This is a genomic window from Dactylosporangium sp. NPDC000521, from assembly GCF_042898305.1.
Taxonomy (GTDB): Bacteria; Actinomycetota; Actinomycetes; order Mycobacteriales; family Micromonosporaceae; genus Dactylosporangium.
Genome location: NZ_JBIAYW010000006.1, coordinates 184,255 through 208,805 on the forward strand (window position 1 = coordinate 184,255; position 24,551 = coordinate 208,805).

The following is a 24,551-nucleotide window of genomic DNA, read 5'->3' on the forward strand; positions in this document are numbered from 1 at the left end:
ACCGGCACCGGCACGGCCGTGGTCATCACGCCGACGGTGGAGGCGGTCATGGGCCACGGCGCGTCCGCGTACGGGCGGCTGGCGGAGGCGGGCGCGCGGCCGGCGTTCGGAGCCGACGTCGTCATCAACAACCCGCCGGACCTGTTCGAGCCGCTGCGGGACACGCTGCGCACGGCCCGGCCGGCGACCGGTTCCGCGTCGGTGCCGCCGGCCGGGGACCTGCTCCTCGCCGCGACCCTCGACGGTGCCAGGGCCGTGGGTCTCGGCGGCGTCGTCGGTACCGTCGACGTCGGCAAACGCGCGGACCTGCTGCTCCTGGACGGCCTCGGCCACCTGCGGGGCGACCGGGCGGGCGCGGTCGTCTCGTGCCTGACCGCGTCGGACGTGCGGACCGTGCTGGTGGACGGCCACGTGGTGAAGCGGGACTTCGCCCTGCTGGTCTGACGCGCTTCGACCGGGGGCGGGACGCGTGTCTGCGTCCCGCCCCCGGTTCTCGCGGGTGGATCAGAAGTTGTCGGGGGTGCGGATCCGGCCGCGGATGAAGGCACCGGAGGTGCTCAGCTGGTTCGGGTTCGTCCAGCTGCCCGCCGCGCACGTCCCCGGCTTGAACGCGGCGCTGCTCTCGTTCGCGTCCGAGTACGTCCAGTTCGCGTAGCTGATCTTCTTCGAGTCGAGCAGGTCCAGCCACGCGGCGCTGCTGTTGAGGTCGACATTGCCGCCGCCGGTGTAGGTGACCGTGCCGAACTCGGTCACGAAGAGCGGCAGCCGGCCGGCCGCCCGCGACACCACGTTGCGGTAGTTGTCCAGGTGCGACGCGGCGTAGAAGTGGAACGTGTACATGATGTTCTGCGCGTTCACCGGGTTCGCCACGATCTCGTTCTCGTCGGTGCCGTCGGACACGCCCAGCGACGACCAGCCGCGGGTGCCGACGATGACGACCGCGTCCGGGTCGGCCGCCCGGATGACCGGGATGACCTGCTCCGCGTAGTTCTTGATCTGCTGCCACGAGACGCCGTTGGGCTCGTTGGCGATCTCGTAGATGACGTTCTTCTTGTTCGCGTTGCGCTGCGCCACCGAGGCGAAGAACGTCTTCGCCCGGTCGAGGTTGTAGTTCGGGTCACCCGGCGTCAGCGTGTGGAAGTCGATGATCGCGTACAGGCCCTTGGACTCGGCCAGGTCGACGTACTGGTTGACCTGGTTCGTGAACCCGGCCGGGTTCGTCTCGTAGCCCTGCTCCTGCACGTACATCGCGATCCGCAGCAGATCGGCTTTCCAGTCGTCGGCGAGCGCGGCCACCGAGGCGTTGGTGACGCAGGAGGCGAACCACTGGATGCCGTGGGTGCTCATGCCCCGCAGCTGGATCGCCTTGTTGTTCTGGTTGCAGAGGTTGACGCCACAGACGTGCAGCTGCCCGTTGGCCGCGAGCGGCGTGCTGCCTTGCGGCGGCGTGCTCGGGCTGGTGCTCGTCGACGGGCTGCTCGACGGGGTCTTCGACGGCGTCGGGCTGTTCGTGACCCCGCCGGTGCAGGTCACACCGTTGAGCGTGAACGACGCCGGCGACGGGTTGGCACTGGTCCACGTCCCGTTGAAGCCGATGCTCGTCGACGCGCCGGTCGCCAGGCTGCCGTTGTAGTCCAGGCTGCGGGCGGTGACGGCGGTCCCGCTCTGGCTGAACGTCGCCGACCAGCCCTGCCCGACCTTCTGCCCCGCGTCGGGGAACGCGAAGCCGAGCGTCCAACCGTTCACGGCGTCGCCGAGGTTGGTGATCGTGATGTTGCCGGTGAACCCGCCCGGCCACTGGTTCACCGTGTACGCGACGCGGCAGCCACTGGCCGCGGACGCGTTGACGGCGGGCAGGACGACGATCCCGGTGACCGCGAGGGCGGAGGCGGCGCCCACCGCGAGGAGTCCACGTTTGTGCAAGACCTTCATGACCGGCGATCCTGTGTGCTCCTCCCGGGTGACGCCAGTAACACTGATGTCCCGGGACACCCCTGACCTGGTCCTTTTCGCAGGTCAGCGCCCTTGCCGCCCGGCTTGTCGGCACCACGACGGCCATGAAACGTTCATGCCCGCTACCGTTGAGGCGTGAGCGGACTGCAGCGGTTTGAGAAGCGCCTCGAGGGTCTGGTCGAGGGCGCCTTCGCCAAGGTGTTCAAAGGCGTCGTCCACCCGGTGGAGATCCTCAACGCGATGCAGACCGAGGCGAACGCCGGGAAGACCAACATCCCCGGCGGCCGCATCCTGGTCCCGAACCGCTACGTGATCATCCTGTCCCCCGCCGACCACGAGCGCCTGGCCGCGTACGCCGCCGCCCTCGCCCGTGAGCTCGCCCAGTCGCAGGCCGAGTACATCGGTGAGCAGGGCTGGGCCGTCTACGGCGACATCCTCGTCGAGGTGTCCCGCGGCGAGAACCTGGAGACCGGCCTCTTCCGCGTCGACGCCCAGGTCTACACCGGCGCGGACCAGCGCACCCGCCGCGGCCCCGACAGCGGCGTCCGCCTCGTCACCGACGACGGCTTCGCCCACGCCGTCCAGCGCGGCAGCACCGTCATCGGCCGCGGCGACCAGGCCGACCTGCGCCTCGCCGACACGGGCGCCTCCCGCCAGCACGCCCGCCTCGACTTCGACGGCAACCGCCTCACCCTGACCGACCTGGGCTCCGCCAACGGCTCCCGGGTCAACGGCCAGAAGGTCACCACCGCCACCGTCAACCCCGGCGACGAGATCGTCATCGGCACCACCCGCCTCTCCGTCCGCGTCGAGCACCCCCCGTCCTGACCTGCCTGCTGCACACTCCGCCACGCGTCGAAAACCGCGACGCGGAGCCGCCACGCGAAGGACACGAACGCGACGCGGGCCCGTCCAGGAGGACGGGCCCGCGCTGGAACAACGAACGATCAGCCGCCGGTGATGACGAACTGTGAGCCGGGCTGGATGAGGATGTTGCCGTCGTGGGAGTTGGTGATGGTGACGTTGGTCAGGTTGGCGTTGCCGCGCGCGCCGGCCATGGCGAGGATGCCCGCGCCGTTGTTGGACTTGTCGATGCGCACGTTGGTGATGGCGACGTTCGGCATGTTGCCGCCGCCGTTCTTGAACTGGATGCCGTCGTACGTGGAGTCGATGATGTCGGTGTCGCGGATGGTGACGCCGACGATGTCCAGCGATGACGGGAACAGGGTGATGGCGCCGAACTCCTGCTGCTCGCCCCAGAAGACGCCGCCGCACCGGTAGAGGCCGTTGTTGGCGATGACCGTGGTGCCGCTGAACGGCTGCGGGGAGTGGTCGGTCGCCAGCATGATGCCGGGGTAGTTCATGGTGTCGGAGACGAGGTTGTTCTCGATGCCGTTGCCGTACCCGCCGTAGATGGCGATGCCGTTGGCGCGCCACGGGAGCTGGACGGTGTTGTTGGTGAAGTGGTTGTCGTGGGCGATGTCGACGGCCGCGTCCTTCACCCGCGGGTTGGCCCAGACGGCGAGCGAGTCGTCGCCGGTGGTGCGGAAGGAGGAGTTGAACACGCGGGAGTTCTTCGTGCCGTTGGAGAAGTTGATGCCGTCGGCGAACGTGTCGCGGATGCGCATCCCGGTGAACTCGAGGCCGTCGCCCGGGTTCCAGTAGGCGGGGGTGTCGCTGTAGTCGCGGCCGACCCACGCGCCGACGTTGACGTGCTCGATCCACACGTTGCTGATCTTCGTGTTCTTCCCGAAGCGGCCGTTCAGCCCGTGGCCGCGGTTGGCGCGGTTGGTCGTACCGCCGAAGATCGCGAGATCGGAGATCTGCGTGTTGTCGTCGATGTCGAAGCCGACGTTGCCCTCGTGGGGGTGGTTGATGTTGCCGACGACGTTCTGCGGCTCGGTGAGCGTGTAGAGCTGCGAGTGCCACATGCCCGCGCCGCGGATGGTGACGTTGCGGATGCCCTTCTGGTTGTACTGGCCGCGGGTCGGGTCGACGGCCAGGATCTTCTGCTCCTGGCGCCACTGGCCGGCCGGGATCCAGACGCAGCTGATGACGCCGTTCATGTCGTCGTTGACGGCGCGCTGGATGGCGGCGGAGTCGTCGATGCCGTCGTTGGGGACCGCACCGTACGTGGTGATCGACGTGCACCCGGCGGGCTGGCTGAGCGCCGGCGCGACCTGCTCCAGGTCGATCAGGTCGATGTAGTAGAAGGAGGCGGTGTCACCGGCGTCGCGCTGCAGCTTGAACTTGGTGCCGGCCGGGTAGGACGACGGCAGCAGCGCGTGCGACTCGTCGAAGAGGCGGCGGGCGTTGGCCTGCGGCGAGTTCGACAGCGACTCGGTGTCGTCGGTCGTGCCGTACAGCCAGCTGTACTTCGACGACAGCGTGATCTTCTGGACGAAGACGTTGTTGGCGTACAGGCTGATCGTGTAGTCCTGACCGCCGCCGGACGCGGAGTCGGGCACCGAGTTGCGCACGACGATCGAGTTCGCCTGGTTGGTCGAGGTGATCTCGACGTAGTTGCCCTGGCTGTTGAGGCGCACCGACGCGCGGCCCGAGGACTCGGTGCCGAAGTTGGTGTGCCCGAACGTGCGCAGCGAATCGGCGGTCACCAGGGTGCCCTGGTAGGTGCCGGCCTCCGCCTCGTACGAGGTGTACGGCACCGCCGCGCCCCGCCCGACGACGATCGACTGCGTGAAGGTGTTGTTGCTCTCGTTGGTCTCGGTGAGCACGCCGGTGGCGTCGGCGGTCGCGGTGATGGTCGCGCCGCCGCTGGTCGCGGTCCAGGTGCCGCTGATCGCGACGTTGACGGTGGCGCCGGCCGCGATGGAGGCGGTGGTGCCGTTGAGCGTGGTGCCGCCGACGGTGACGCGGGTGACGGTGTTGACGCCGGACGCGGTGGTGCCGCGGTTGTTGACGGCGACGGTGAAGCTGACGGCCGCACCGACCGCGGGGTTCGCCGGGTTCGACGACACGCCCAGCACCTGCAGGTCGGGGCCGGGCGCCTGGGCGACGACGAGCTGCGACGAGGCGGTGAACGCGTTGTTGGACTCGTCCTGCTCGGCGACCGTGTTCGCGGGGTCGACGGTCGCGGACACCGGGTAGCTGCCCATGGCGCGGGTGCCGGCGTTGACGGTGACGGTGGTGGACGCGCCGGCGGCGAGCGCACCGACGGCGGCGGTCCCGGCGGAGGCCCCGCCGACGTTGACGTTGACCGTGGTGGCGGCGGACGCGGCGGTGCCGGCGTTGCGCACCGTCGCGGCGACCGTGACGGGGGTGACCTCGGTCGGTGCCGACGGCGACCACGTGAGGGCGGTGACGACGAGGTCCGGGTTCGGCGCCGGGGTGCCGATGACCTGGAGCTCGGCGACCTGGCCGCCGGGGGCGCCGTTGTTGGTGAAGATCTGCAGCTGCAGGTCGGCGACGCGGCCGGTGACGGGGATCGACACCGTGTTCTGGTTGCCGGTCGGGCTGAAGCCGTAGTCGGCGCGGGCCTTCAGCGACGTGAACCCGGTCGCGGACTGCTCGCGGCCGAGGACCTGGATCGCCTGGGTGCGCGGGCCCCACGCGGTGTCGGGGTTGAGCTTCACGACGACGGAGCTGATGTCGGCGTTGGAGCCGAGCTTGACCGTCAGCGTGCCGGGGAAGCCGTTGGACTCCCAGTAGGAGCCGACGTTGCCGTCGTTGGCGTTGGCCGCCACGAACGAGAACACCGAGGAGTTGGCCTCGATCGCCTTGCCCTGGGCCAGGTTCGTGCCGTTCGGCGGGGTGGTCCCGGTCCGGGTGACGTGGTTGCTCTCCGCCGACGTGAGACCGGCCGGGTCGGTCGCCTTCACGTAGTACTCGACGGTCGCCGTGTCCGGCTGGGTGTCGGTGTACACGAGGACGTTGCCGCCGACGGTGGCCCGCAGCGCGCCGTTGGCGAAGATCTGGTAGCCGGCGATGCCCGCCGCCGAGGTCGACGCGGTCCAGGTGAGCCGGATCTGTCCCGACGCGGGCTGGGTGTAGGCGAGGTTGCCGGGTGCGGTCGGCGGCTGGACGGTGCCCGCGGCGCCGTAGATCTCGAACTCCGACAGCTGCCCGGCGGGCCAGCCGGTGTTGGCGGAGATGGTGACCCGCACGTACCGGACGCTGGCCGCGGTGAAGTTGATGGTCACCACGTTCTGCGCGGACTGGTTGAACACCCGCCCGGCCGACGGCGACAGGTCGTTGAACGCGGTGCCGTTGACGCTGCCCTGCACGGCGAGGGTCTGCGTGCGGGTGCCCCAGTTCGAGGGCAGCTTCAGCACCACCTGGTCGATGGCCGTGTTGGCGCCGAGGTCGACCTGGATCCACTGCGGGAACACGTTGTTGGCGCTCTCCCAGTACGACCCGGCGTTGCTGTCGTTGACGTTGCCGGTGCCGTACGGGCCGTTGGAGCTGCTGGCCTGCACGGACTTGCCGAGGGCGAGGTTGGGCCCACCGGCGGCCTCGGCGGCCGCGGGCATCGTGGCGGCGATGACCGCGGTCGCCAGGGCCGCGGCGAAGAGCCGCCACCTGGTCTTTCGAGTTCTCATGACGTCTTGGCCTCTCGGGGCGGGGCGCGACGCACCGAGCCCGCGGGAGGACGTCCAGCGGGCTGTCGGGGCTTGTTCGGTCGCGGCGGCGGGGACGGACGGTGAGGCGGACGGAGCAGGCGGTGGCGGTCGACTGCTACGCAGCTTGCACAGCGGCACTCAAAATCTTGACGGATTATGCAGACTTCTTGCGTCGCTGGGCATCCAAGATTTCAGATGGCTGACGGTTCGTCAACATGCCCGCGAGGGATTCGTTGACAAGGCATTGATAGGAGTGTTTATTGTTAGCCACTTTGCCTAATCCCTCGCCCCCGCTTCGTCAGGACACCCCCATGAAGAGACCCACCCTCGCCGGCGCCGCCCTGTTGGCGGCGACCACCGCGGTCGTCGCCGTGACACTCGGCGGTACCGACGCCAACGCCGCCACCGCGGGACCCATCACCGGACTCGGCGGCAAGTGCGTGGACGTGGCCGCGGCCAGCTCCGCCAACGGCACCGCGGTCCAGCTCTACGACTGCAACGGCACCGCGGCCCAGACCTGGACCGTCGACGGCACCACCGTCAAGGCGTTCGGCAAGTGCCTCGACGTGACCGCAGCGTCGACCACGAACGGCGCGCTCGCGCAGCTGTACGACTGCAACGGAACCGGCGCGCAGCAGTGGACCGCCTCGAACGGCGCCCTGATCAACACGGGCTCCGGCAAGTGCCTCGACGCGACCGGGCAGAGCTCGGCGAACGGGACCCGGCTGCAGATCTGGACGTGCACCGGGGCCGCCAACCAGACGTGGACCCTGCCCGGCGGCACCGTGCCACCGCCGCCCGGCGGCCTGAACCCCGCGGTCGCGCCCGGCGGCAACTTCGACCTGTCGATCTGGCAGCTGCAGCTGCCCGTCGGCTCCCCCGGCGCACCCACGACCATCCCGTCGTCGCAGCTGCGGGGCCCGAACGGGTACACGAACCCGGCGTACTTCTTCACCGACAAGAACGACGGCTCGATGACCTTCTGGGCCCCGGAGAAGGGCGTCACCACCCCGAACTCCAACTACGCCCGCTCCGAGCTGCGCGAGATGAACGCCAGCGGCACCGCCGCGGACTGGCGCCTCGCCGGGTCACACCGCATGAGCGCGACCCTGCGCATCCCGAACGTGACGAAGAACGTCTGCGTCGGCCAGATCCACCTCGGCACCGGCGGACCGTCGACGAAGCCGCTGCTGGAGCTGTACTACCGCCCCAACGGCGACATCTACCTCGGCACCGAGAACTCCCCCGACGGCGGCCAGACCCTGCACCTCGTCGGCAACGTCCCGCTCGGCGTCAAGTGGTCCTACGTCATCGCCATCTCCGGCGGCAACCGGATCAACCTGACCGTCAACGGCAGCACCACCAGCTACGCCATCCCGTCGTCGTTCAACCAGTACGGCATGTACTTCAAGGCCGGCTCGTACAACCAGTCCTCCTCCGACAGCACCACCAACGGGGCGAAGGTCAAGTTCTACGCCCTGACCGTGTCACACGCCTGATCCGGAAACGGCCGAGGGCCGGTCCCCCAGTGGGAGACCGGCCCTCGGCGGTGCGGGCAGGGGTCAGGGGTAGCTGACCACGTTGGACGGGGTGACGGCGGAGGCCTGGGCGGCCGCGCCGGTGTCGTTGATGACGTGGGTGATCGAGCCCTTGCCCAGCGACACGGTCAGGATGTTGTGGAACTTCACGTTCGGGGTGTTGGGCACCTCGAACGAGTGGTAGGCGGCGATCGACGGGTCCGTGGTGAACACGCAGTAGCTGCCCATGCCCCAGCCCTCGTGGCTGGTGACGTTGTTGCCGACCTTGTAGGCGGCGTAGCCGACGATCCCGTCGTGGGACCAGGCGGCGGCCGACGGCGGGTCGTACGGCAGCTCGTTCTGGAAGAAGATCGTGCGGCCGCCGTTGCCGTTCCAGACCACGTTGTACTTGTTGAAGTGCTCGACGAACAGGCCGTAGGCGAGGACGTTCTGGCCGTTGACGATGAGGCCGTTGTCGGACGGGTTGGAGGTCCAGCCCGCGCCGTCGCCGTGGTCGGCACGCCACGCCCAGATGTGGTCGATGATCGTGTTGTTGTTGTTGACGATCAGGGCCGCGCTCGCCTTGGCCGCGCCCGCGCCGCCGACGCGGAGGAACACGTCGGAGATGAGGTTCGGGGCGGCGGCGTGGTTGCCGCTGGCGCCGTTCGGGCCGACCTGCAGCAGCGCCGGGGAGTTCGTCGGGCCGGCGTCGAAGAGCAGGCTGGCGATCTTGACCCCGTCGACGTCGCCGACGGCCATCGGCAGGACGCCGTTGTCGGCGACGATCGTGGCGTACCCGAGGCCGAGGACCACGGTGTTCGCGCGGTTGATGTTGACGGTGCTGTTCAGGTGGTACACGCCGGGGGTGAAGAGCAGGTTGAGGCCCTGCGCGACAGCGGCGTTGAGGGTCGCGGCCGTGACGCCCGGCTTGGCGACGTAGAACTGGCTCAGCGCGAGCGAGGTGCCCGGGGTCTGGCCGTTGATCCAGGTGGCGCCGCTGCTGTTGGTGCGCAGCGACGGCACGAACACCCGGTAGGCGCCGGAGGAGTCCGTGTACAGGTACGGCTTCTCCTGCGTGATCGGGCTCTGGTTGATCGTGGTGTACGGCGGGTTCGGGAAGCTGTTCGCCGGGGCGCCCTGCACGCCGGAGAACACCATGTTCCAGACCGAGCCGTTCCAGCTGCCGATCGTGCTGTCACGGGTGAACCACTGCTGCTGCGAGCAGGGGTTGATGTTGCCGGAGACGCGGGAGTCGGCGATGTAGCCACCGGACGCCCAGCCGCAGTTCGGCGACGCGAGGGTCATGCCGCCGTGGATGTCCATGCGGCGGAACGGGGCCGCCTGCGCGACGGCCCAGCGGTCGATGCCGCTGACCGGGTACACGGACAGGTTCTCCGCCGAGCGCCAGAAGTTCTGCGTCGCGTTGCCCTGGAACCAGCCGGCGTCGACGGTGATGTCACCGTTGATGCGGACGTCCTGCGGGTTCTGGCCGAGGCCGTTGATCGAGGTGTAGAAGCCGATCTGGGCGTTGAGGCCGCTGTACGTGCCGGGCTTGAACAGGAACTGGATGCGGCCGGGACCGAACTGCGCGGTCTCCTGCTGCGCGAAGATCTGGTCGAGCTTCGCCTGGATCGTCGCGCTGGACTGCGACGGGTCGAAGACGATCACGTTGGCGCCGAGGTCGCCGCCGCCCTGGATCGGGCCGGTGGACGTCGACGGGGTCGGCGACGCCGACGGCGAGGCCGACTGCGACGTGGTGCCCGTCGGGCCGGAGCCCGTGCGGACGATGAACTCCCAGATCGAGTAGCCGTAGCCGGTGGCGCGGGCGGTGCCGTACACCCGGACGAAGCGACCGGTGCCGGTCACGTCGAGGGTCTGGATGCCGCCGGTGCCGCCGGTCACGGTCTTGATCGTGGTGTACGTGCCGCCGTCCGGCGACGTCTGGATCTGGAAGTCCTTGCCGTACGCGGCCTCCCAGTTGATCGTCACCTGACAGATCGACTGGCTGCTGCCGAGGTCGACGGCCAGCCACTGCGGGTCGCTGAACTGGCTGGACCAGCGGGTGCCGGTGTTGCCGTCCACGGCCGCGCCAGCGCCGTTGGCGCCCGCGTTCTCGCTGCTCGACGCCGTGGCGGGCTTGCCCTGCGCGGCGTTCGCCGTCGTGTTGCAGGTGCCGGGGTTGGTGCCGCCGAACGAGCCGTAGACCTGGAACTCCCACAGCGAGTAGCCGTAGCCGGTGGCCCGTGCGGTGCCGTACATCCGCACGTACCGGCCGGAGCCGGTGACGTCGTAGGTCTGCGCGCCGCCGGTCGCACCGGTCACCGACTTGATGTCGGTCCAGGTGTTGCCGTCCGGGGAGGTCTGCAGCTTGAACGCCGTCGCGTACGCGGCCTCCCAGTACAGCTTGATCTGCGAGATCGTCGCGCTCTGGCCCAGGTCGACGCGCAGCCACTGGGGGTCGGACGCGGCCGACGACCAGCGGGTGCCGGTCGTGTTGCCGTCGAACGCGGCGGAGGCGGGGGTGCCGCCGTTCTCGTCGGACGACGACAGCGCGGTCTTGCCTTGCGAGAGGAGGGTGTCGGCCGCGGAGGCCGAGAAGGTCGTGGTCACCGCGTACGTCGCCAGCATGAGTATGGCGGCGGCGGACGCGATGATCAGATTCCGGCGGCGGCGGTGCGCCGGTCGTGCGGCGGTCAGCATCAGTTGCTCCCGGTTTCAGGGCGGGGGCAGCCGGCAGCGCCACCGTAGGGGTACGGTGGGGCTCGGTCCGGCCATCCGGGGTGTGTCACTCCAGATCCGTGAACGGGCGGCTCCGGAGTCGGGGTGGGAGAGCGCTCTCCAAGGACGAGGGTTGTCCGATCGAGCGGCCCTGTCAAGAGGTCGGCCGCTCTGCGCCCCACTTATTTTTCGATCCGTACGAAGCGTGACGCCCGCCGACCTGCCCACAACCCTGCCCCCGCTGCGGCGATCACTAGAGAGCGCTCTCTCGTGACGGCCGGTGACACCCTCCCCCGCCCGGCGGCGCCCTACACTGTGAACTACGTTGCGCACGTGGCTGACTTCTCGTCGTAATGCGCGCGGAGGTCGTTGGCCGGCGCGGCTTCGGATCAGTGGCTGGAGAGGCGGAGGTCGCCGACCGCGGCGACGGCCGGACCCGAGCCGAGCGTGAACCCGAGATGCCGTAGGAGCGCCACCTGACCCGGGTCGCGGACGCCGCTGATCACCGTCTCGACACCCGTTGCGGCGACCAGGCGGGACACAGCGTCGATGAGAGCCTCGCGCCGATGGTCGAGGCCATCCGGGCGGACGCTCCCGGAGAACGAGCCGTCCGCCGAGAACGAGCCGCCTGCGGAGAAAGGGCCGTCCGGGGAAAACGAGCCGCCCGCCGCGAACGAACCGGCCGCGGAGAACGAACCGTCTGGGGAGAAAGGGGCGCCAGCGGGAAAGAGGACGGCGTCCAGCACCAGGCGTGTGAACGGCAACGTGGCCAGCAGGTCGAGGCGGGCGTGTGCGGTGCCGGTGTGGTCCAGGGCCAGGCCGACGCCGATCGCGCGGAGTTCCTGCAGCGCGCCGCGGACCCCCGTGCCGTCGCCGGTGTCCTCGCCCGCGAGGGTGGCCGGCACGGCCAGGGTGAGGCAGGCGGGGGCGACGCCCGCGGCCGCGAGGATGCCGGCGACGTCGTGCGGGAAGCCGGGCGCGAGCAGCGCCGAGCGGCTCACGTCGACGGTGAACGGGCGGCCCGGGGGTGTCACGCGGCACGCCTCGGTGAGCAGCCAGCGGACGAGCGGCACGGTCAGGTCGGCGACGTCGACGGACGGCCAGCGGGCGCAGAGCCGGCGCTCGACCTCGGCGCCGTCGGTGAGGCGGGCGATCGGCTCGCCGGCGAGTTCGACGCGGCCGGCGTTGATCGCGGCGCGGAGCTCGTCGGCGCGCTGGGCCGGGGTGGCGAGCAGACCCGCCAGCGAAGGGCTGTACAGGGCGCATCGTCCCTTCCCGCCCTGTTTCGCGGCGTACATGGCGATGTCCGCGTGCCGGAGCAGCAGCTGGGGGTCGTCGGAGGCGGGGCGCTGCGCCACGCCGACGCTGGCGTTCACGGTCAGCAGGTGGCCGTGCGTCGTGACGGGGTTGGCGAGCTCGGCCAGGATCCGCCGGGCGACCTCACCGGCGGCGAGGTCGTCGGCGAGCGGCAGCAGGACCGCGAACTCGTCGCCGCCGAGGCGGGCCACGAGGTCGCCGGGGCGCACGGCGGCGCGCAGCCGGCGGCCGACCTCGACGAGCAGGCCGTCGCCGACGTGGTGGCCGAGGGTGTCGTTGACGGTCTTGAAGTCGTCCAGGTCGACCAGGATGGCGGCGCCGCGGAAGGCCGCGTCGAGCGTGTCGTTGAACAGGGCCCGGTTCGGCAGGCCGGTGAGCGCGTCGTGGGTCGCCTGCTCGTGCAGGAGCCGCTGGTGCTCGCGGACGGTGCCGAGCAGCGCGTCGTTGTCCCGGAACGCGAGCAGCTGCCGCAGCACGACCGTGGCGGTCGCGGCGACCGCGCCGGCGAGGACGGGGGCGTCGCCGCTGTTCGCGATGAGCAGCAGGTAGACGGCGACGACCGCGAAGTAGGGCAGGACGCTGTACGGGCGGCGCCGCCGGCGGGGAACCACGGTCGCCGGGCGGACGCGGCGCAGCTGCACGACCCCGGCGAGGCCGACCATCGTGCCCTCGGCGGTGGTGACGATGTCGGAGACGCCGGCGAGCCGGTCGTTCTGCAGCACGGGCACGAGCGCGGAGCCGATCGCGCCGAGCAGGACGACGCCGGCGAGGGACTGCAGCGCGAGCATGTCGACGGCGTCGGTGCCGACGAGGATGAGCTTCACGACGGCGAGGACGGCGAGCAGGCACAGCAGGCTCAGGACCAGCAGGCCCAGGGCGCGCGGCAGGTCGGCGCGGGCGTCGGAGATCGGCTCGAGCACGAACTGCCACAGGAACGTCGCCGAGCACACCAGGACGGTCGCGGCGTCGAGGCCGAGGCGCAGCCAGTCGCCACGGCTTCGGCTGCGGGTCGGCAGCCGCAGCAGCCCCCACAGCACCAGCAGCAGCGCGACGCTGAGCAGCACCACCGCGCCGGCGAGGACGGGCCCGGACTTGCGGCCGCCGAGGCTCGCCTCGGTCAGGGGTTTCGTGGCCGGCGCGATGAGCAGCGCGGCGATGCCCATGAGCCGCCAGAAGCGCCGGCCGGCGGGGGCGAGCCGGTCCAGGCGGGACGCCTGGAACAGGAACGAGGAGGCGACCGCGAGGGACAGCGCCCCGGGCAGCCAGCCGAGGATCGTCAGGCCGCCGAACCCGAACCCGCGGGCGACGGCCCAGCCGACGGCGACCGCGAAGAGCGGGGCGTAGAGCAGCAGCAGCCGACGGACACCGTCGGTCAGCGTGTCAGCGCGCCGCTCCGGCTCGTCCAACGCCTGCCCTCACCCGCCTCGTCATGTGCCGGTGTTTCCCGGCCGACGTCTTCTTCGGCCGGAGTGGTGCCGAGCTGAGCGGTATCGCGTCCGGACAGGGTAGCGGTCCGTCACTGCTCACGTCGACACAGGATCTGCCGATCAAGGAGGCATGAGACTCCGACGGCTCGCGCCGCCGAAGCCGCTCGGCGGGCGGATCCGCTGGCTGTTTCGTGATCTTCGGGGTGTTCAACCTCGTCACCGTCCTGCCCCGCGTGCTGGGACGTCGCGATGTACGCCGCGAAGACCGCCGGCAAGGGGCGCGTCGCGCACCTCGACGAGACCGGCACGATGCGGCTCGCGGCCGCCCTGGACCGGCTCTGAACTCCTGAGACCCTCGGGCCGGAGATCCGCACATATTGACCTAAGTGATGGTGAGGACGACACTGGCTACCAACCTGTGACATCGATGTCACGATGTCACGAACCGGCCGCCACCGGGAGTAGTCATGAGACGTCACAACCATCCGTACCGACTCCTGCTCGCCGCCGCCGCGCTCGCGCTGGCCGCGGTGGGCCTCGGAGCCCCGTCCGTCGCCACCGCCGGCGACACCGCGTCGTTCAAGATGCCCGCCGACGACCCCGCCCGGGGCCTCGTCTACGGCGGGTTCAAGGCGGGCACCGGCCGCTGCGCCGGCCTGCTCGAGGTCAAGGCCGTGCCGGGCGCCTGCACGCACGGCCCTGACGCGCCGTTCCAGGGCCTCGACGTGTCCAAGTCGGTGCCGCCGCTGACGGGGCTCGCGGTCAACCCGCTCAGCGTCGTCTGCGACGGCGACGGCGTGTCCGGCAACCGCGTGCAGGTCCTGTACGTGCGCGGCTCCGGCAACGCCGACCGCTACAACCAGTACCTCGCGTCGATCCGCACCTGGTCCTCCCAGGTCGACGACATCTACAGCGCCTCCGCCGCGCAGACCGGCGGGACCCGGCACATCCGGTTCGTCACCGACAGCAGCTGCCAGATCACGGTCACGAGCGTGGCGATCGCCAACAGCGCGCTCAGCGACTTCGGCAACTCGGTCAACGCGATCAAGGCGCTCGGCTACAACCGCACCGACCGCAAGTACCTCATGTACGTGGACGCCACCGCGCTGTGCGGCGTCGCGTACGTCACCCTCGACGACCGGCCGGGGCAGGACAACGCCAACAACTCCGGCGCCTCGTTCAGCCGGGTCGACTCGGGCTGCTGGTCGGCGGGTCCGGCCGCGCACGAGCTGACCCACGCGATGGGCGCGGTGATGAGCTCGTCGCCGAACCACACCGCGTACGGCCACTGCACCGACGACTACGACATCATGTGCTACAACGACGGCCCCGGCACGGTCATGCGGATCGTCTGCGCCGACCAGGCCCAGGACAACCGGCTGGACTGCAACAAGAACGACTACTTCAACACCAACCCGCCCGCCGGGTCGTACCTGGCGACGCACTGGAACACCGCCAACAACCGCTTCCTGATCTCCAGTGGCGGTGGCGGCGGCGGTACGGGTGGGCCGCTCACCCTGACCGGCGTCGGCAAGTGCGTGGACGTCAACGCCGGCGCCACCGCCAACGGCACCAAGGTCCAGATCTGGTCGTGCAACGGCACCGCCGCCCAGAAGTGGACCCTGCCCGGCGACGGCACCGTCCGCGCGCTGGGCAAGTGCCTCGACGTCAGCGCCAGCGGCACCGCCAACGGCACCAAGGTGCAGCTGTGGGACTGCAACGGCACCGGTGCGCAGCAGTGGACGTACGTCTCCGGCAGCCAGGCGCTGCGCAACCCGCAGTCGGGCCGCTGCCTGGACGACCCGTCCGGCAGTACCACCGACGGCACCCAGATGCAGATCTGGGACTGCAACGGGACCAACGCGCAGCGGGTGACGCTGCCGTAGGGAACCTGTGACGAGGCGGACCCGCCGGGAATGTTTCCCCCCTCCCGGCGGGTCCTGCTGGTGTACTGACGGACGGGAGTGCGTCAGCCCGAGTGGGGGCAGGTGTCGCGGTACTCATGGATCGCCGGCCCGGACGGCTTCGGGCACAGGAACTGCTCGTAGCGGGTGTCGTTGTCGATGAACCGCTTGAGCCAGGAGATGCTGTACTTCGCGACCGTCACGTCGCTGGACGTGGGCGCCGAGTGCGAGGCGTTGTCGAGCTCCAGGTACGCCTTGTCGAGGCTCGCCGGCAGGCTCGCCGGCAGGCTCGCCGGCAGGCTCGCCGGCAGGCTCGTGTAGAACGGCCCGGCGTGCGAGGCGACCGGCGCGACGCTGTCGTTCTCGGCGCCGATGATGAGCGTCGGGACCTGCACCGACGACCAGGTCTTGGTGGTGTTCCACGGGGTGAGCGGGATCGCGGCCTGCAGCGCGGGCCGGGTGGTGGCCGCGGCGAGGCTGCCGCCGCCGCCCATGGAGTGGCCCATGACGCCGAGCCGGCTCGCGTCGATCCGCGTGCGCACGGCGCTGCTGCCGGTCAGGTAGTCCAGCGTGGCGAGCAGCTGACGGCCACGGCCGGCCGGCTGGTCCAATGTGGACAGCGTGTCGATGGTGATGACGACGAAGCGCTGCGAGGCGAGGCGCGGGCCGAGCCAGGCGACGCTGGACTGCGACGCAGTGTACCCGGGCGAGATCGCGACGGCGCCGAATCTGAGGTGGTGCATGGCGCGCTCATCATATCGGCATTGATAAATGCCAAGCCAGTCTGGAGCCACGCCGCTACCGGCGGGCAATCCCGCGACGGACCATCCCCCGGCGCTATGACGGCGCCCGCCATCCATGAAAACCCGTTATGAAAGCGCATTCCTGCGACTCGTAGGTCTTGCCGGGGCAGCAAACGTTTGCAAAGCTCGATGGATGACCTCCCGCCGAACCCTTCTCACCGCCGCGCTCGGCGCGGTCGCCGGCAGCGCCACCGCCGGCCTCGCCACGTCCCCCGCCGCCGCGTGGCCGGGCCCGCATGTGACCGTCGCCGCCGACGGCTCAGGCGACTTCACCGGCATCCAGGCAGCTGTCGACGCCGTGCCGTCCGGGAACTCCGGCCCGTTCACCATCAAGGTCCGGCCCGGCGTGTACCGCGGCCAGGTGATCGTCCCCGCTGACAAGCCCGGCATCGTGCTGCGCGGCCAGGGCGCCGACCCCACCCAGGTCGTGATCGTCGACGACCGCGCCAACGGCACCCCTCGCCCGGACGGCGGCACGTGGGGCACCTCGGGCAGCGCCTCGGTCACCATCTCCGGCGCCGGCTTCTCCGCCCGCAACCTGACCTTCGCCAACGACTTCGACGAGGCCGCCCACCCCGAGATCACCTCGAAGCAGGCCGTCGCCGTCCTCACCCGCGCCGACCGCGTCGCCTTCGACAACGTCCGCTTCCTCGGCAACCAGGACACCCTGTACGTCAACAGCCCCGACGCCGCCACCATCAGCCGCGTCTACCTGCGCAAGTGCTACGTCGAGGGCGACGTCGACTTCATCTTCGGCCGCGCCACCGCCGTCTTCGACCGCTGCGAGATCCGCTCCCTGAACCGCGGCTCGACCACCAACAACGGCTACGTGACCGCCGCGAGCACCTCGATCGCCAACCCGCACGGCTTCCTGATCGTCAACAGCAAGCTGACGAGCGACGCCCCAGCCGGGACGGTGTTCCTGGGCCGCCCGTGGCACCCGAGCAACGACCCGGACGCGGTCGCCCAGACCGTCATCCGCGACTCCACCCTCGGCGCGCACATCGCCGCCGCGCCGTGGACCGACTTCGGCACCTGGTCCTGGCGCGACGCCCGCTACGCCGAGTTCCACAACCGCGGCCCCGGCGCCGCGGTCACCGCCGACCGCCCCCAGCTGACCCCGGACCAGGCCGCCGGGGCGACCATCGACGCCTACCTCGGCGACTGGCACCCGCAGCGCTGAGCCGGCCGACGCCTACCTCGGCGACTCGCACCCGCGGCGCGGGCCCGGCGCTGAGCGCGTCGCCGAACCAACCCCGCAGGCCCCGCGCTGAGCACGTCGCCGAACCAACCCGGCCGGGCAGACCAAACGCGCGCGACCCGGGTTGCTGCGAGGCGGCGCTCGGCGGGGAAGGGATGGCTGGCGTAGGCGGTTGCGGCGGGACGAACGGAGGGGCGGCGGCGGTGGCGCACGGCTTTCAACACACCGTAACTCAGGCAAAAAAATCGGACAGCGAAAATGTCGACCGGCGCGCCACCGAGTGTAGTGCGTACTGGTGGGGGCCGCGCAAACGCGCAGGGGCGATGGCGTCAGGGAGTGACCGTGGGGGTGCCCAGGGCGACGGTCAGCAGAAGCAGCCACTCGGGGTCGCGGAGGCGGTCGCCGTACAGCTCGCGGAGCTTGGCCACCCGGTAGCGGACGGTCTGCGGGTGGACGAAGAGGTCGGCGGCCACGTCGTCGCGGCGGCCCTGGTGCAGCAGCCAGCTGCGCAGGGTCTCCACGAGCTTCGTGACGGTGGACTCGCGCTCGCCGGCGAGCGGGGCCAGGGCCTGTTCGCGAAGGTCGGCCAGGGCGCGGGGGTCGGCGGTGACGACGAGCTCGACCAGATGCTCCTCGGTGTCGATGGGGGCGGCGCCCGGGAAGAGCCGGGACACGCGGACGGCACGCTCGAACGAGTGGCGGGCGAGGGACCACGGCACCGGCGGGCCGGTGACGGCGCCGTGCGGGGCGACGAGGCGCAGCAGGTGGCCGCGGGAGGCGCCGTGGGCGTCGGGGACGAGCAGGACCGACGTGTCGCGGAGGTGCTCGACGGTGGTCTGCAGGGTCCGCGGGTCGAGCAGGTCGGCGACGGGCCGGGTGGCGTGGACTCCGCCGTCCGGGAGCAGGACCGCGGTCAGGGTCTGCGGCGGGGTCCAGTCGGCGGCCTCGGCGGCGGCCGCGGCCGCGGCGACGGCCTGGGCGGGCTCGCCCACCAGGAGGCTCTGCGCGAGCCGGTCCAGGGCGCGGCGGCGGGCGCGGCCGGAGGTCGCGAGCTCGTCGGAGTGGCCGGTGACGCTCGCCGCGGACAGCTCGTCGATGTACGCGAAGGTCAGCTCGGCGAAGCGGGCCAGGGCCGGTGCCGCCATGCCGGCACCGACGGTGACGGCGGCGAGCTCCCGCCACGCGACCCTGGCGCCGACCCGGTACGCGGCGAGGAGCGCGTCGAGGCTGCGGCCGGAGCGGGCCTCGCCCCGGCCGAGCGCGTACGCGCCCTCGAGGGACGCGGCCAGGGGTGAGGGGCCGGTCCTGCGGGAGGCGAGGTTCAGGAAGCCGCCGAGCGCGGCGCGGACCGCCATCTCGATCTTCGTGCCCATCTCGCCGGTTAGGGCGCCGGCATACGCGGGAACCTCCTGGACGATGGCGGCCACCGCGTGGCCGGCGACCTCCGGCAGGGCCTGGCGGAGGGATTCGGTGACGCCGGCCTGCAACCGGAACGCACCGAGCGCGCTGGTTTTGTCTTCAGGGAACAAGAATCACGCCTCGATTCACGCGGACCGGTCATGATTTTATCCTGAACATCCCCTCATGCTGGAGTCATGGCCGCAGCCCAAACCCTCCGCGCCGGTGCCTGGCGGGTCGTCGAGCTCCTGACGACGCCGCTGGTGCCGGCCGACTACCTCGACGTGATCGCGCCGCTGCGCAACGCCGACGTGCTGCGGGCGAAGGTCGTCGCGGTCCATCGGGAGACGGAGCGGGCGGTCACCCTCACGCTGCGGCCGGGGCGCGGCTGGCGGCGGCACGAGGCCGGGCAGTACCTGCGGCTCGGCGTCGACGTCGACGGGGTGCGGCTGTGGCGGGCGTACTCGCTGACCAGCGCGCCCGACCGGCCCGACGGCCTGGTCACGGTCACGGTGACGGCGGTCGGGGACGGCACGGTCAGCCGGCACCTGGTCGAGCGGGCCCGCCCCGGCATGCTGCTCGGCCTGGAGCGCCCCACCGGCGAGTTCACCGGCGCGCACGCGGCTGCGAAGGTCCTGTTCGTCACCGCCGGCAGCGGCCTCACCCCGGTGATGGGCATGTTGCGCTCCACCCGGCTGGCGGATGCGGTGCTCGTACACTCGGCGCCGACACAACACGACGTCCTCTTCGGCGACGAGCTGCGGGGGCTCGCCCGCGACGGCGGGATCAGGCTGGTCGAGCGGCACACCCGCGTCGACGGCCGCCTCTCCCCCGCCGACCTCGAAACGCTCGTCCCGGACCTCGCGGAGCGCGACACGTGGGCCTGCGGGCCCAACGACATGCTCGACGAGCTCGCGCGGCACTGGACGGACCAGCGGAAGCTGCACGTCGAGCGGTTCCGCCCCGCGATCGTCGCCGCGGACGGTGACGGCGGCACGGTGACGTTCCAGCGGTCCGGCAAGGCCGTCGAGGCCGGCCCGGGCACGCCGCTGCTGGAGGCCGGCGAGGCCGCCGGGGTGCTGATGCCGTCCGGGTGCCGGATGGGCATCTGCTTCGGCTGCGTGCTGCCGCTGCGCGAGGGCGCCGTCAGGGACCTGCGCGACGGCCGCGTCACCACCGCCACCGAGGGCGACAACGTCCTCGTCCAGACCTGCGTCTCCGCCGCCGCCGGCCCCTGCCGGCTCGAAGCCTGAACCCGCCCCCGACGGGCCGGAGCCCGAAACCACCGCCGACCCCTACGGCCGAAGCCCGAAACCGCCACCAGCCCAGAGGCCCGAAACCACCGCCCGGAGCAAGAACGCCGGCCCCCGGAACCTGCACACCGCCGGCACGAGAGCACGAAGCCGCCGGCACCCCGCTGAAAGGACCCCGCCAAACGTGACCACGCTGCAGCGCAAGCCCGTCAACCCCGTCGGCCACCTGACGCCGCAGGACATCGAGGCGATCGGCCGCGAGCTCGACGCGATCCGCGACGAGGTCATCAGCAGCCGGGGCGAGCGCGACGCGGCGTACATCCGGCGGGTCATCAAGGTCCAGCGCTGGCTGGAGCTCGGCAGCCGCGGCGTGCTGCTGTTCTCGATCCTGCCGCCCGCGTGGCTGGTCGGCACGGCCGGCCTGGCGGTGGCGAAGATCCTCGAGAACATGGAGATCGGCCACAACGTCATGCACGGCCAGTGGGACTGGATGCGCGACCCGAAGATCCACTCGACGACGTGGGAGTGGGACAACGCGTCGCCGTCGGAGCAGTGGAAGCACTCCCACAACGAGCTGCACCACACGTACACGAACGTCATCGGCCGCGACAACGACCTCGGCTACGGGATCATGCGCGTCGACGAGGACCAGCGGTGGCACCCGGTCCACCTGGGCCAGCCGCTGTGGAACTTCGTCAACGCGTGCTTCTTCGAGTACGGCATCGCCGCGTACGACCTGGAGCTCGGCCGGAACCTGTCGACCAAGGAACGCCGGCGCAGCCCGAAGTTCAGAGCACAGGCCAAGCAGGTGCTGCGCAAGATCGGGCGCCAGGTGGCGAAGGACTACGTGCTGCACCCGCTGCTGTCGGGGCCGTCGTTCCTGCACACGATCGCGGCGAACGCGGTCGCGAACCTGATCCGCAACCTGTGGACGCACTCGGTCATCATGTGCGGGCACTTCCCGAAGGGCGTCGAGACGTTCGAGAAGTCGTCGATCGATGGTGAGACCCGCGGCGAGTGGTACCTGCGCCAGATGCTCGGCTCGGCGAACATCTCCGGCGGGCGGCTGATGCACATCATGACCGGCAACCTGTCGTTCCAGATCGAGCACCACCTGTTCCCGGACCTGCCGAGCAACCGCTACCAGGAGATCGCCCCGAAGATCCAGGACCTGTTCCAGCGGTACGGCCTGTCGTACACGAGCGGTCCGCTGCCGAAGCAGGTCGCCTCCGCGTGGGCGAAGGTGTTCCGGCTCGCGCTGCCGAACCGGCAAACCGCGCCGAAGCCGCCGGCACCCACGCGGCACCGGGAACCGGTGGGCGTCTCCTGACAGCGCGACCCGCGAAGCGCCAGCCGCTAAGCGCTACGCGCGGTCGTCCGGGCGGCCCTTGCCGATGCGGCGCAGGTAGTGGTCGACGGCCGCCTTGTCGTAGCCGCGCCACGAGGCGGACGGGAAGCTGACGGCGTTCGCCGCGGCCGCCGCCTCGGCACGCCGGGCCGGGTCGCCGGACTCCAGCGCCGCTGTCGTGGACGCCACGAACGCGTCGACGCGGGCGCGGTCGTAGCCGCGGAAGATGACCGGAAATTCGCTCATGTTCCCAGTCTGCGCCGCGGGACTCCCCGGCGCCACGCTACTGTGCGTCGATGACGCGGCGGTTCGAGGAACTCGGCTGGCAGCAGACCCCCATCGGCGAGGTCAGCCTGCGCCGGCGGCGCGACCCGTCGCTCGGCGTCGACGTGCACGAGGTGAAGCTCGGCGACGAGTACCTCATGTCGAGCCTGTTCACGGTGGCGGAGGTCGAGCTCGCCCGGCTCGGCCTCGCGCGGCTGACCGGCGGCGCCCTCGACGTGGTCGTCGGCGGGCTCGGCCTCGGGTACACCGCCCACGCCGTGCTCCAGGACCAGCGGGTGCGGTCCCTGGTGGTCGTCGACTTCCTCGACGCCGTCATCGGCTGGCACCGGCAGGGCCTGCTGCCCCTGTCGAAGGCGCTGACGGACGACCCGCGCTGCCGGTTCGTCCACGGCGACTTCTTCGCCCTGACCGGCGGCACCGGAAGCACCGCAGGCGCCGGCGGTGCAGAAGGCGACGGCGGCAACGGCGGCTATGACCCCGCCGAGCCCGGAAGGCGCTTCGACGCGGTCCTTGTCGACATCGACCACTCCCCGAAACACCTCCTGCACCCCGGCAACAGCGGCTTCTACACCGTCGCCGGGCTGCGTCGCCTCGCCGGGCACCTGCGGCCCGGCGGCGTGTTCGGCCTGTGGTCCGACGACCCGCCGGACGATTCGTTCACCGCCGCCCTTGCCGCGGTGTTCGCCGATGTACGGGCAACGGTCGTCGAGTTCGACAATCCGTTGCTGCGGGGCACATCGGCGAACACCGTCTACACCGCGGTCAGGTCACCGTAGGGTGCAGGCCGTGCCGTTGAGCGTGAACGCCGACGGGTTGGTGTTGCCGCCGGTGTACGACGCGAGGAAGCCGAAGTTCACGGACGCCCCGGCGGGGAGGGTGCCGTTCCAGGCGGCGTTGACGGCCGTGACCGCCGCGCCGGACTGGGTCAGGACCGTGCTCCAGGACTGGGTCACCTGCTGGTTCCCGGCGAAGGTCCAGCGCAGCGTCCACCCGTTCACGGCCGTCGAGCCGGTGTTGGTGACCGTGACGTCGCCGGCGAACCCGCCGCCCCAGTCGTTCTTCGTGTAGCGCACGGCGCAGCCCGTACCGCCGCCGGATGACGCGGAAGGCGACGCGGACGCCGACGGTGACTTCGACGGCGACTTCGACGCCGACGGCGACACCGAGGCGGACGGGGACACGGAGGCGGACGGGGATCTCGACGCCGACGGCGAGACCGAGGCCGACGCCGAGGCCGAGGCCGACGTGGGGGCGCCTTCCGTCTGGATGGTGACGTCGTCGAGGTACAGGTCGCCGGTCGTGTCCGTCGTCTCCAGGTACACCGACAGCGCCGTCGCGCCCGGCAGGAACAGGTAGTCGCCGGAGAGGCGGGTCCACGTGGTGCTGATCGCCGTGTCGGCGCTGACGTTCTCGTAGCGGGTGGCGGTGCCGTTCTCCCGCTGCATGCTGAGCCTGGCGGTGCCCGACCCGGACGCGGTGCGCGCCCACGCGGAGACCGTGTACAGCTTGCCGGGGGTGAGCAGGTCGAGGACCGGGCGGGACGGGCCCTGCCACGTCGCGGTCCGGCCCGACGACAGGACGCTGCCGGTGCCGCCGTGCGCGGCCGCGGTGCTGGCCGTCGTGACCTCGCTGCCGCGCGAGCCCCAGCCGGTCAGCCCCATCTCGAACGACCACGACGCGACCGTCACCAGGCTCGGCGTCGCCGGCGGCTCCGGCACGCTCGGGGTGCCGCCGAGCGCCTCGACGACCGCCGAGTACGCGGGCCGGGCCCGCCACTGCTCGTCGAAGAGGAGGGCGGCGCCGTACCCGGGGAAGAACGCCGGCACCCAGGAGTCGGCCTCGCCGACGCCCCACGTCGTCACCCCGGTGCACCCGGCGACGGCGGCGCACGCCCCGACGACCGCCCGGTAGTCCGCGGCCTGCTGGGTGAGCTCGGACGCGTCGGCGGGCAGCGGGATCCGCACGTCGAGCTCCGTGATCTCGACCTTCAGGCCCAGTGCGGTGAACCGCTCGATGTTCTGCCGCAGCGTCGACGGGACCTGCCCGACGATCAGGTGCGCCTGCAGGCCGACACCGTCGATCGGGACGCCGCGGGCCTGGAGGCGCTGCACGAGGTTGTACAGGCCGGTGCTCTTCGCGTTGACGCCCTCGACGTTGTAGTCGTTGATGTACAGCTTCGCCGCCGGGTCCGCCGCCCGCGCCGCGGTGAGCGCGTCGGCGATGTAGTCCTCGCCGAGCCGCTGGTACCAGACCGACGAGCGCAGCGTGCCGTCCTCGTTGAACGGCTCGTTGACGACGTCCCACTGGCTGACCTTGTCCTTGAAGTGCCCCGCCACCCCGGTCACGTGGTCGAGGAGCACCTGGCGCTGTTCCGCGGCGGTACGGTCGGCGCTCACCCACGCCGGCAGCTGGCTGTGCCAGACGAGCGTGTGCCCCCGCAGCCGCTTCCCGGTCGTGCGCGCGTAGTCGGCGATGAAGTCGGCGGCCGCGAAGTCGAACTGGCCCTGCGCCGGCTCGGTCGCGTCCCACTTGCCCTCGTTGCCCATCGTCACCGAGTTGAACTGCGTGTCGGCGACGGCCCGCCACTGGCTGGACGCGAGGGTCTTGACCCCGGCGGCCGTCCCGATGGAGAACCCGCGCGCAGTGGCCACCTGGGCCAGGGTCGGCCCGGCCGCGGCGAGCGCGGGCAGCACGCTCACCCCGCCGGCCACCAGTGCCACTACGGCGGCCGCGATCCCCGCGGCCCGCACCCGTCGTTGCCTCATGCCTGTCGCCTCCTTCATCGGCGGCGCTCACGACAGCACGCGCCGATGTCCCGGGACAACCGGGCCACCCGGCCCCCGCAGG

15 protein-coding genes and 3 pseudogenes are annotated in these 24,551 nt (G+C 71.2%); 9 read left to right on the forward strand and 9 right to left on the reverse strand.

Translation table 11 applies throughout. The features are described 5' to 3' along the window. Positions 1-18 precede the first annotated feature (18 nt). Positions 19-444 (forward strand): amidohydrolase family protein, encoded by a 426-nt coding sequence (locus tag ACFY3L_RS21385; RefSeq protein WP_389326508.1) that lies wholly within the window; start codon positions 19-21, stop codon positions 442-444. 60 nt (positions 445-504) lie between these two features. On the opposite strand, the gene ACFY3L_RS21390 is transcribed toward ACFY3L_RS21385, so the two are convergent. Then, positions 505-1,932 (reverse strand): cellulase family glycosylhydrolase, encoded by a 1,428-nt coding sequence (locus tag ACFY3L_RS21390; RefSeq protein WP_389326511.1) that lies wholly within the window; start codon positions 1,930-1,932, stop codon positions 505-507. Between the two features lie 156 nt (positions 1,933-2,088). Here ACFY3L_RS21390 and ACFY3L_RS21395 point away from each other — a divergent pair, with 156 nt between their 5' ends. Continuing rightward, positions 2,089-2,781 carry an FhaA domain-containing protein gene (locus ACFY3L_RS21395; RefSeq protein ID WP_389326514.1) on the forward strand — a complete coding sequence of 231 codons (693 nt, stop codon included), beginning with the start codon at positions 2,089-2,091 and terminating at the stop codon, positions 2,779-2,781. Positions 2,782-2,900: 119 nt separating this feature from the next. Here the strand turns inward: ACFY3L_RS21395 and ACFY3L_RS21400 are convergent, their stop codons facing one another. Next, positions 2,901-6,512, reverse strand: a complete 3,612-nt coding sequence (locus ACFY3L_RS21400; protein ID WP_389326517.1) for a CARDB domain-containing protein — start codon at positions 6,510-6,512, stop codon at positions 2,901-2,903. A 332-nt stretch (positions 6,513-6,844) separates the two neighbouring features. Here ACFY3L_RS21400 and ACFY3L_RS21405 point away from each other — a divergent pair, with 332 nt between their 5' ends. Beyond that, positions 6,845-8,032, forward strand: a complete 1,188-nt coding sequence (locus ACFY3L_RS21405) for a polysaccharide lyase family 7 protein (RefSeq protein ID WP_389326520.1) — start codon at positions 6,845-6,847, stop codon at positions 8,030-8,032. A 63-nt stretch (positions 8,033-8,095) separates the two neighbouring features. Here ACFY3L_RS21405 and ACFY3L_RS21410 read toward each other — a convergent pair whose 3' ends face one another. Together ACFY3L_RS21410 and ACFY3L_RS21415 are read right to left on the reverse strand one after the other, a co-directional pair. Further along, the gene (locus tag ACFY3L_RS21410) at positions 8,096-10,750 is read right to left on the reverse strand and encodes a discoidin domain-containing protein (protein WP_389326522.1); all 2,655 of its coding nucleotides are present in this window, start codon (positions 10,748-10,750) and stop codon (positions 8,096-8,098) included. 407 nt (positions 10,751-11,157) lie between these two features. Beyond that, positions 11,158-13,491, reverse strand: coding sequence for a diguanylate cyclase domain-containing protein (locus tag ACFY3L_RS21415; RefSeq protein ID WP_389326525.1), 2,334 nt, complete (start codon positions 13,489-13,491; stop codon positions 11,158-11,160). Positions 13,492-13,979: 488 nt separating this feature from the next. Here ACFY3L_RS21415 and ACFY3L_RS21420 point away from each other — a divergent pair, with 488 nt between their 5' ends. Continuing rightward, a complete protein-coding gene (locus ACFY3L_RS21420; protein ID WP_389326528.1) occupies positions 13,980-15,398 on the forward strand; it encodes an RICIN domain-containing protein in 1,419 nt (472 codons plus the stop codon). A gap of 83 nt (positions 15,399-15,481) precedes the next feature. On the opposite strand, the pseudogene ACFY3L_RS21425 reads toward ACFY3L_RS21420, so the two are convergent. Next, positions 15,482-16,144 (reverse strand): annotated as a pseudogene (locus ACFY3L_RS21425) (alpha/beta hydrolase); the annotation flags it as partial. Positions 16,145-16,352: 208 nt separating this feature from the next. On the opposite strand from ACFY3L_RS21425, the gene ACFY3L_RS21430 reads away from it, so the two are divergent. Continuing rightward, complete coding sequence (locus ACFY3L_RS21430; protein ID WP_389326530.1) at positions 16,353-17,402, forward strand: pectinesterase family protein; 1,050 nt, start codon at positions 16,353-16,355, stop codon at positions 17,400-17,402. A gap of 347 nt (positions 17,403-17,749) precedes the next feature. Here ACFY3L_RS21430 and ACFY3L_RS21435 read toward each other — a convergent pair whose 3' ends face one another. Then, positions 17,750-18,949, reverse strand: coding sequence for a PucR family transcriptional regulator (locus tag ACFY3L_RS21435; RefSeq protein WP_389326533.1), 1,200 nt, complete (start codon positions 18,947-18,949; stop codon positions 17,750-17,752). A 66-nt stretch (positions 18,950-19,015) separates the two neighbouring features. Between ACFY3L_RS21435 and ACFY3L_RS21440 the strand changes: the two genes are divergently transcribed. Both ACFY3L_RS21440 and ACFY3L_RS21445 read left to right on the forward strand, forming a co-directional pair. Further along, entirely contained in the window at positions 19,016-20,071 is a 1,056-nt protein-coding gene (locus tag ACFY3L_RS21440) for a ferredoxin reductase (protein ID WP_389326536.1), read from the forward strand. Positions 20,072-20,255: 184 nt separating this feature from the next. Then, positions 20,256-21,401: a fatty acid desaturase family protein gene (locus ACFY3L_RS21445; protein WP_389326539.1), complete on the forward strand. Its 1,146-nt coding sequence runs from the start codon at positions 20,256-20,258 to the stop codon at positions 21,399-21,401. A gap of 33 nt (positions 21,402-21,434) precedes the next feature. Here the strand turns inward: ACFY3L_RS21445 and ACFY3L_RS21450 are convergent, their stop codons facing one another. Continuing rightward, complete coding sequence (locus tag ACFY3L_RS21450; protein ID WP_363401610.1) at positions 21,435-21,665, reverse strand: DivIVA domain-containing protein; 231 nt, start codon at positions 21,663-21,665, stop codon at positions 21,435-21,437. Between the two features lie 50 nt (positions 21,666-21,715). Here ACFY3L_RS21450 and ACFY3L_RS21455 point away from each other — a divergent pair, with 50 nt between their 5' ends. Then, positions 21,716-22,480, forward strand: coding sequence for a spermidine synthase (locus ACFY3L_RS21455; RefSeq protein WP_389326542.1), 765 nt, complete (start codon positions 21,716-21,718; stop codon positions 22,478-22,480). On the opposite strand, the gene ACFY3L_RS21460 is transcribed toward ACFY3L_RS21455, so the two are convergent. Next, on the reverse strand, positions 22,472-22,885 hold the full coding sequence (locus tag ACFY3L_RS21460) for a cellulose binding domain-containing protein (RefSeq protein ID WP_389327351.1): 414 nt from the start codon (positions 22,883-22,885) through the stop codon (positions 22,472-22,474). The genes ACFY3L_RS21455 and ACFY3L_RS21460 overlap by 9 nt on opposite strands. Between ACFY3L_RS21460 and ACFY3L_RS21465 the strand changes: the two are divergent. Continuing rightward, a pseudogene (locus ACFY3L_RS21465) lies at positions 22,863-23,060 on the forward strand (hypothetical protein); the annotation flags it as partial. The gene ACFY3L_RS21460 and the pseudogene ACFY3L_RS21465 sit on opposite strands and share 23 nt — an antisense overlap. Here the strand turns inward: ACFY3L_RS21465 and ACFY3L_RS21470 are convergent. Continuing rightward, positions 23,018-24,487 (reverse strand): annotated as a pseudogene (locus ACFY3L_RS21470) (endo-1,4-beta-xylanase); the annotation flags it as partial. The pseudogenes ACFY3L_RS21465 and ACFY3L_RS21470 overlap by 43 nt on opposite strands. Between the last annotated feature and the right edge of the window lie 64 nt (positions 24,488-24,551).

Excerpts from the sequence above, each read along its gene's own strand:
- ACFY3L_RS21390 (WP_389326511.1), bottom strand. The coding sequence starts at position 1,932 with ATGAAGGTCTTGCACAAACGTGGACTCCTCGCGGTGGGCGCCGCCTCC.
- ACFY3L_RS21400 (WP_389326517.1), bottom strand. The coding sequence starts at position 6,512 with ATGAGAACTCGAAAGACCAGGTGGCGGCTCTTCGCCGCGGCCCTGGCG.
- ACFY3L_RS21405 (WP_389326520.1), top strand. The coding sequence starts at position 6,845 with ATGAAGAGACCCACCCTCGCCGGCGCCGCCCTGTTGGCGGCGACCACC.
- ACFY3L_RS21410 (WP_389326522.1), bottom strand. The coding sequence starts at position 10,750 with ATGCTGACCGCCGCACGACCGGCGCACCGCCGCCGCCGGAATCTGATC.
- ACFY3L_RS21420 (WP_389326528.1), top strand. The coding sequence starts at position 13,980 with ATGAGACGTCACAACCATCCGTACCGACTCCTGCTCGCCGCCGCCGCG.
- ACFY3L_RS21430 (WP_389326530.1), top strand. The coding sequence starts at position 16,353 with ATGACCTCCCGCCGAACCCTTCTCACCGCCGCGCTCGGCGCGGTCGCC.
- ACFY3L_RS21440 (WP_389326536.1), top strand. The coding sequence starts at position 19,016 with ATGGCCGCAGCCCAAACCCTCCGCGCCGGTGCCTGGCGGGTCGTCGAG.
- ACFY3L_RS21450 (WP_363401610.1), bottom strand. The coding sequence starts at position 21,665 with ATGAGCGAATTTCCGGTCATCTTCCGCGGCTACGACCGCGCCCGCGTC.
- ACFY3L_RS21455 (WP_389326542.1), top strand. The coding sequence starts at position 21,716 with ATGACGCGGCGGTTCGAGGAACTCGGCTGGCAGCAGACCCCCATCGGC.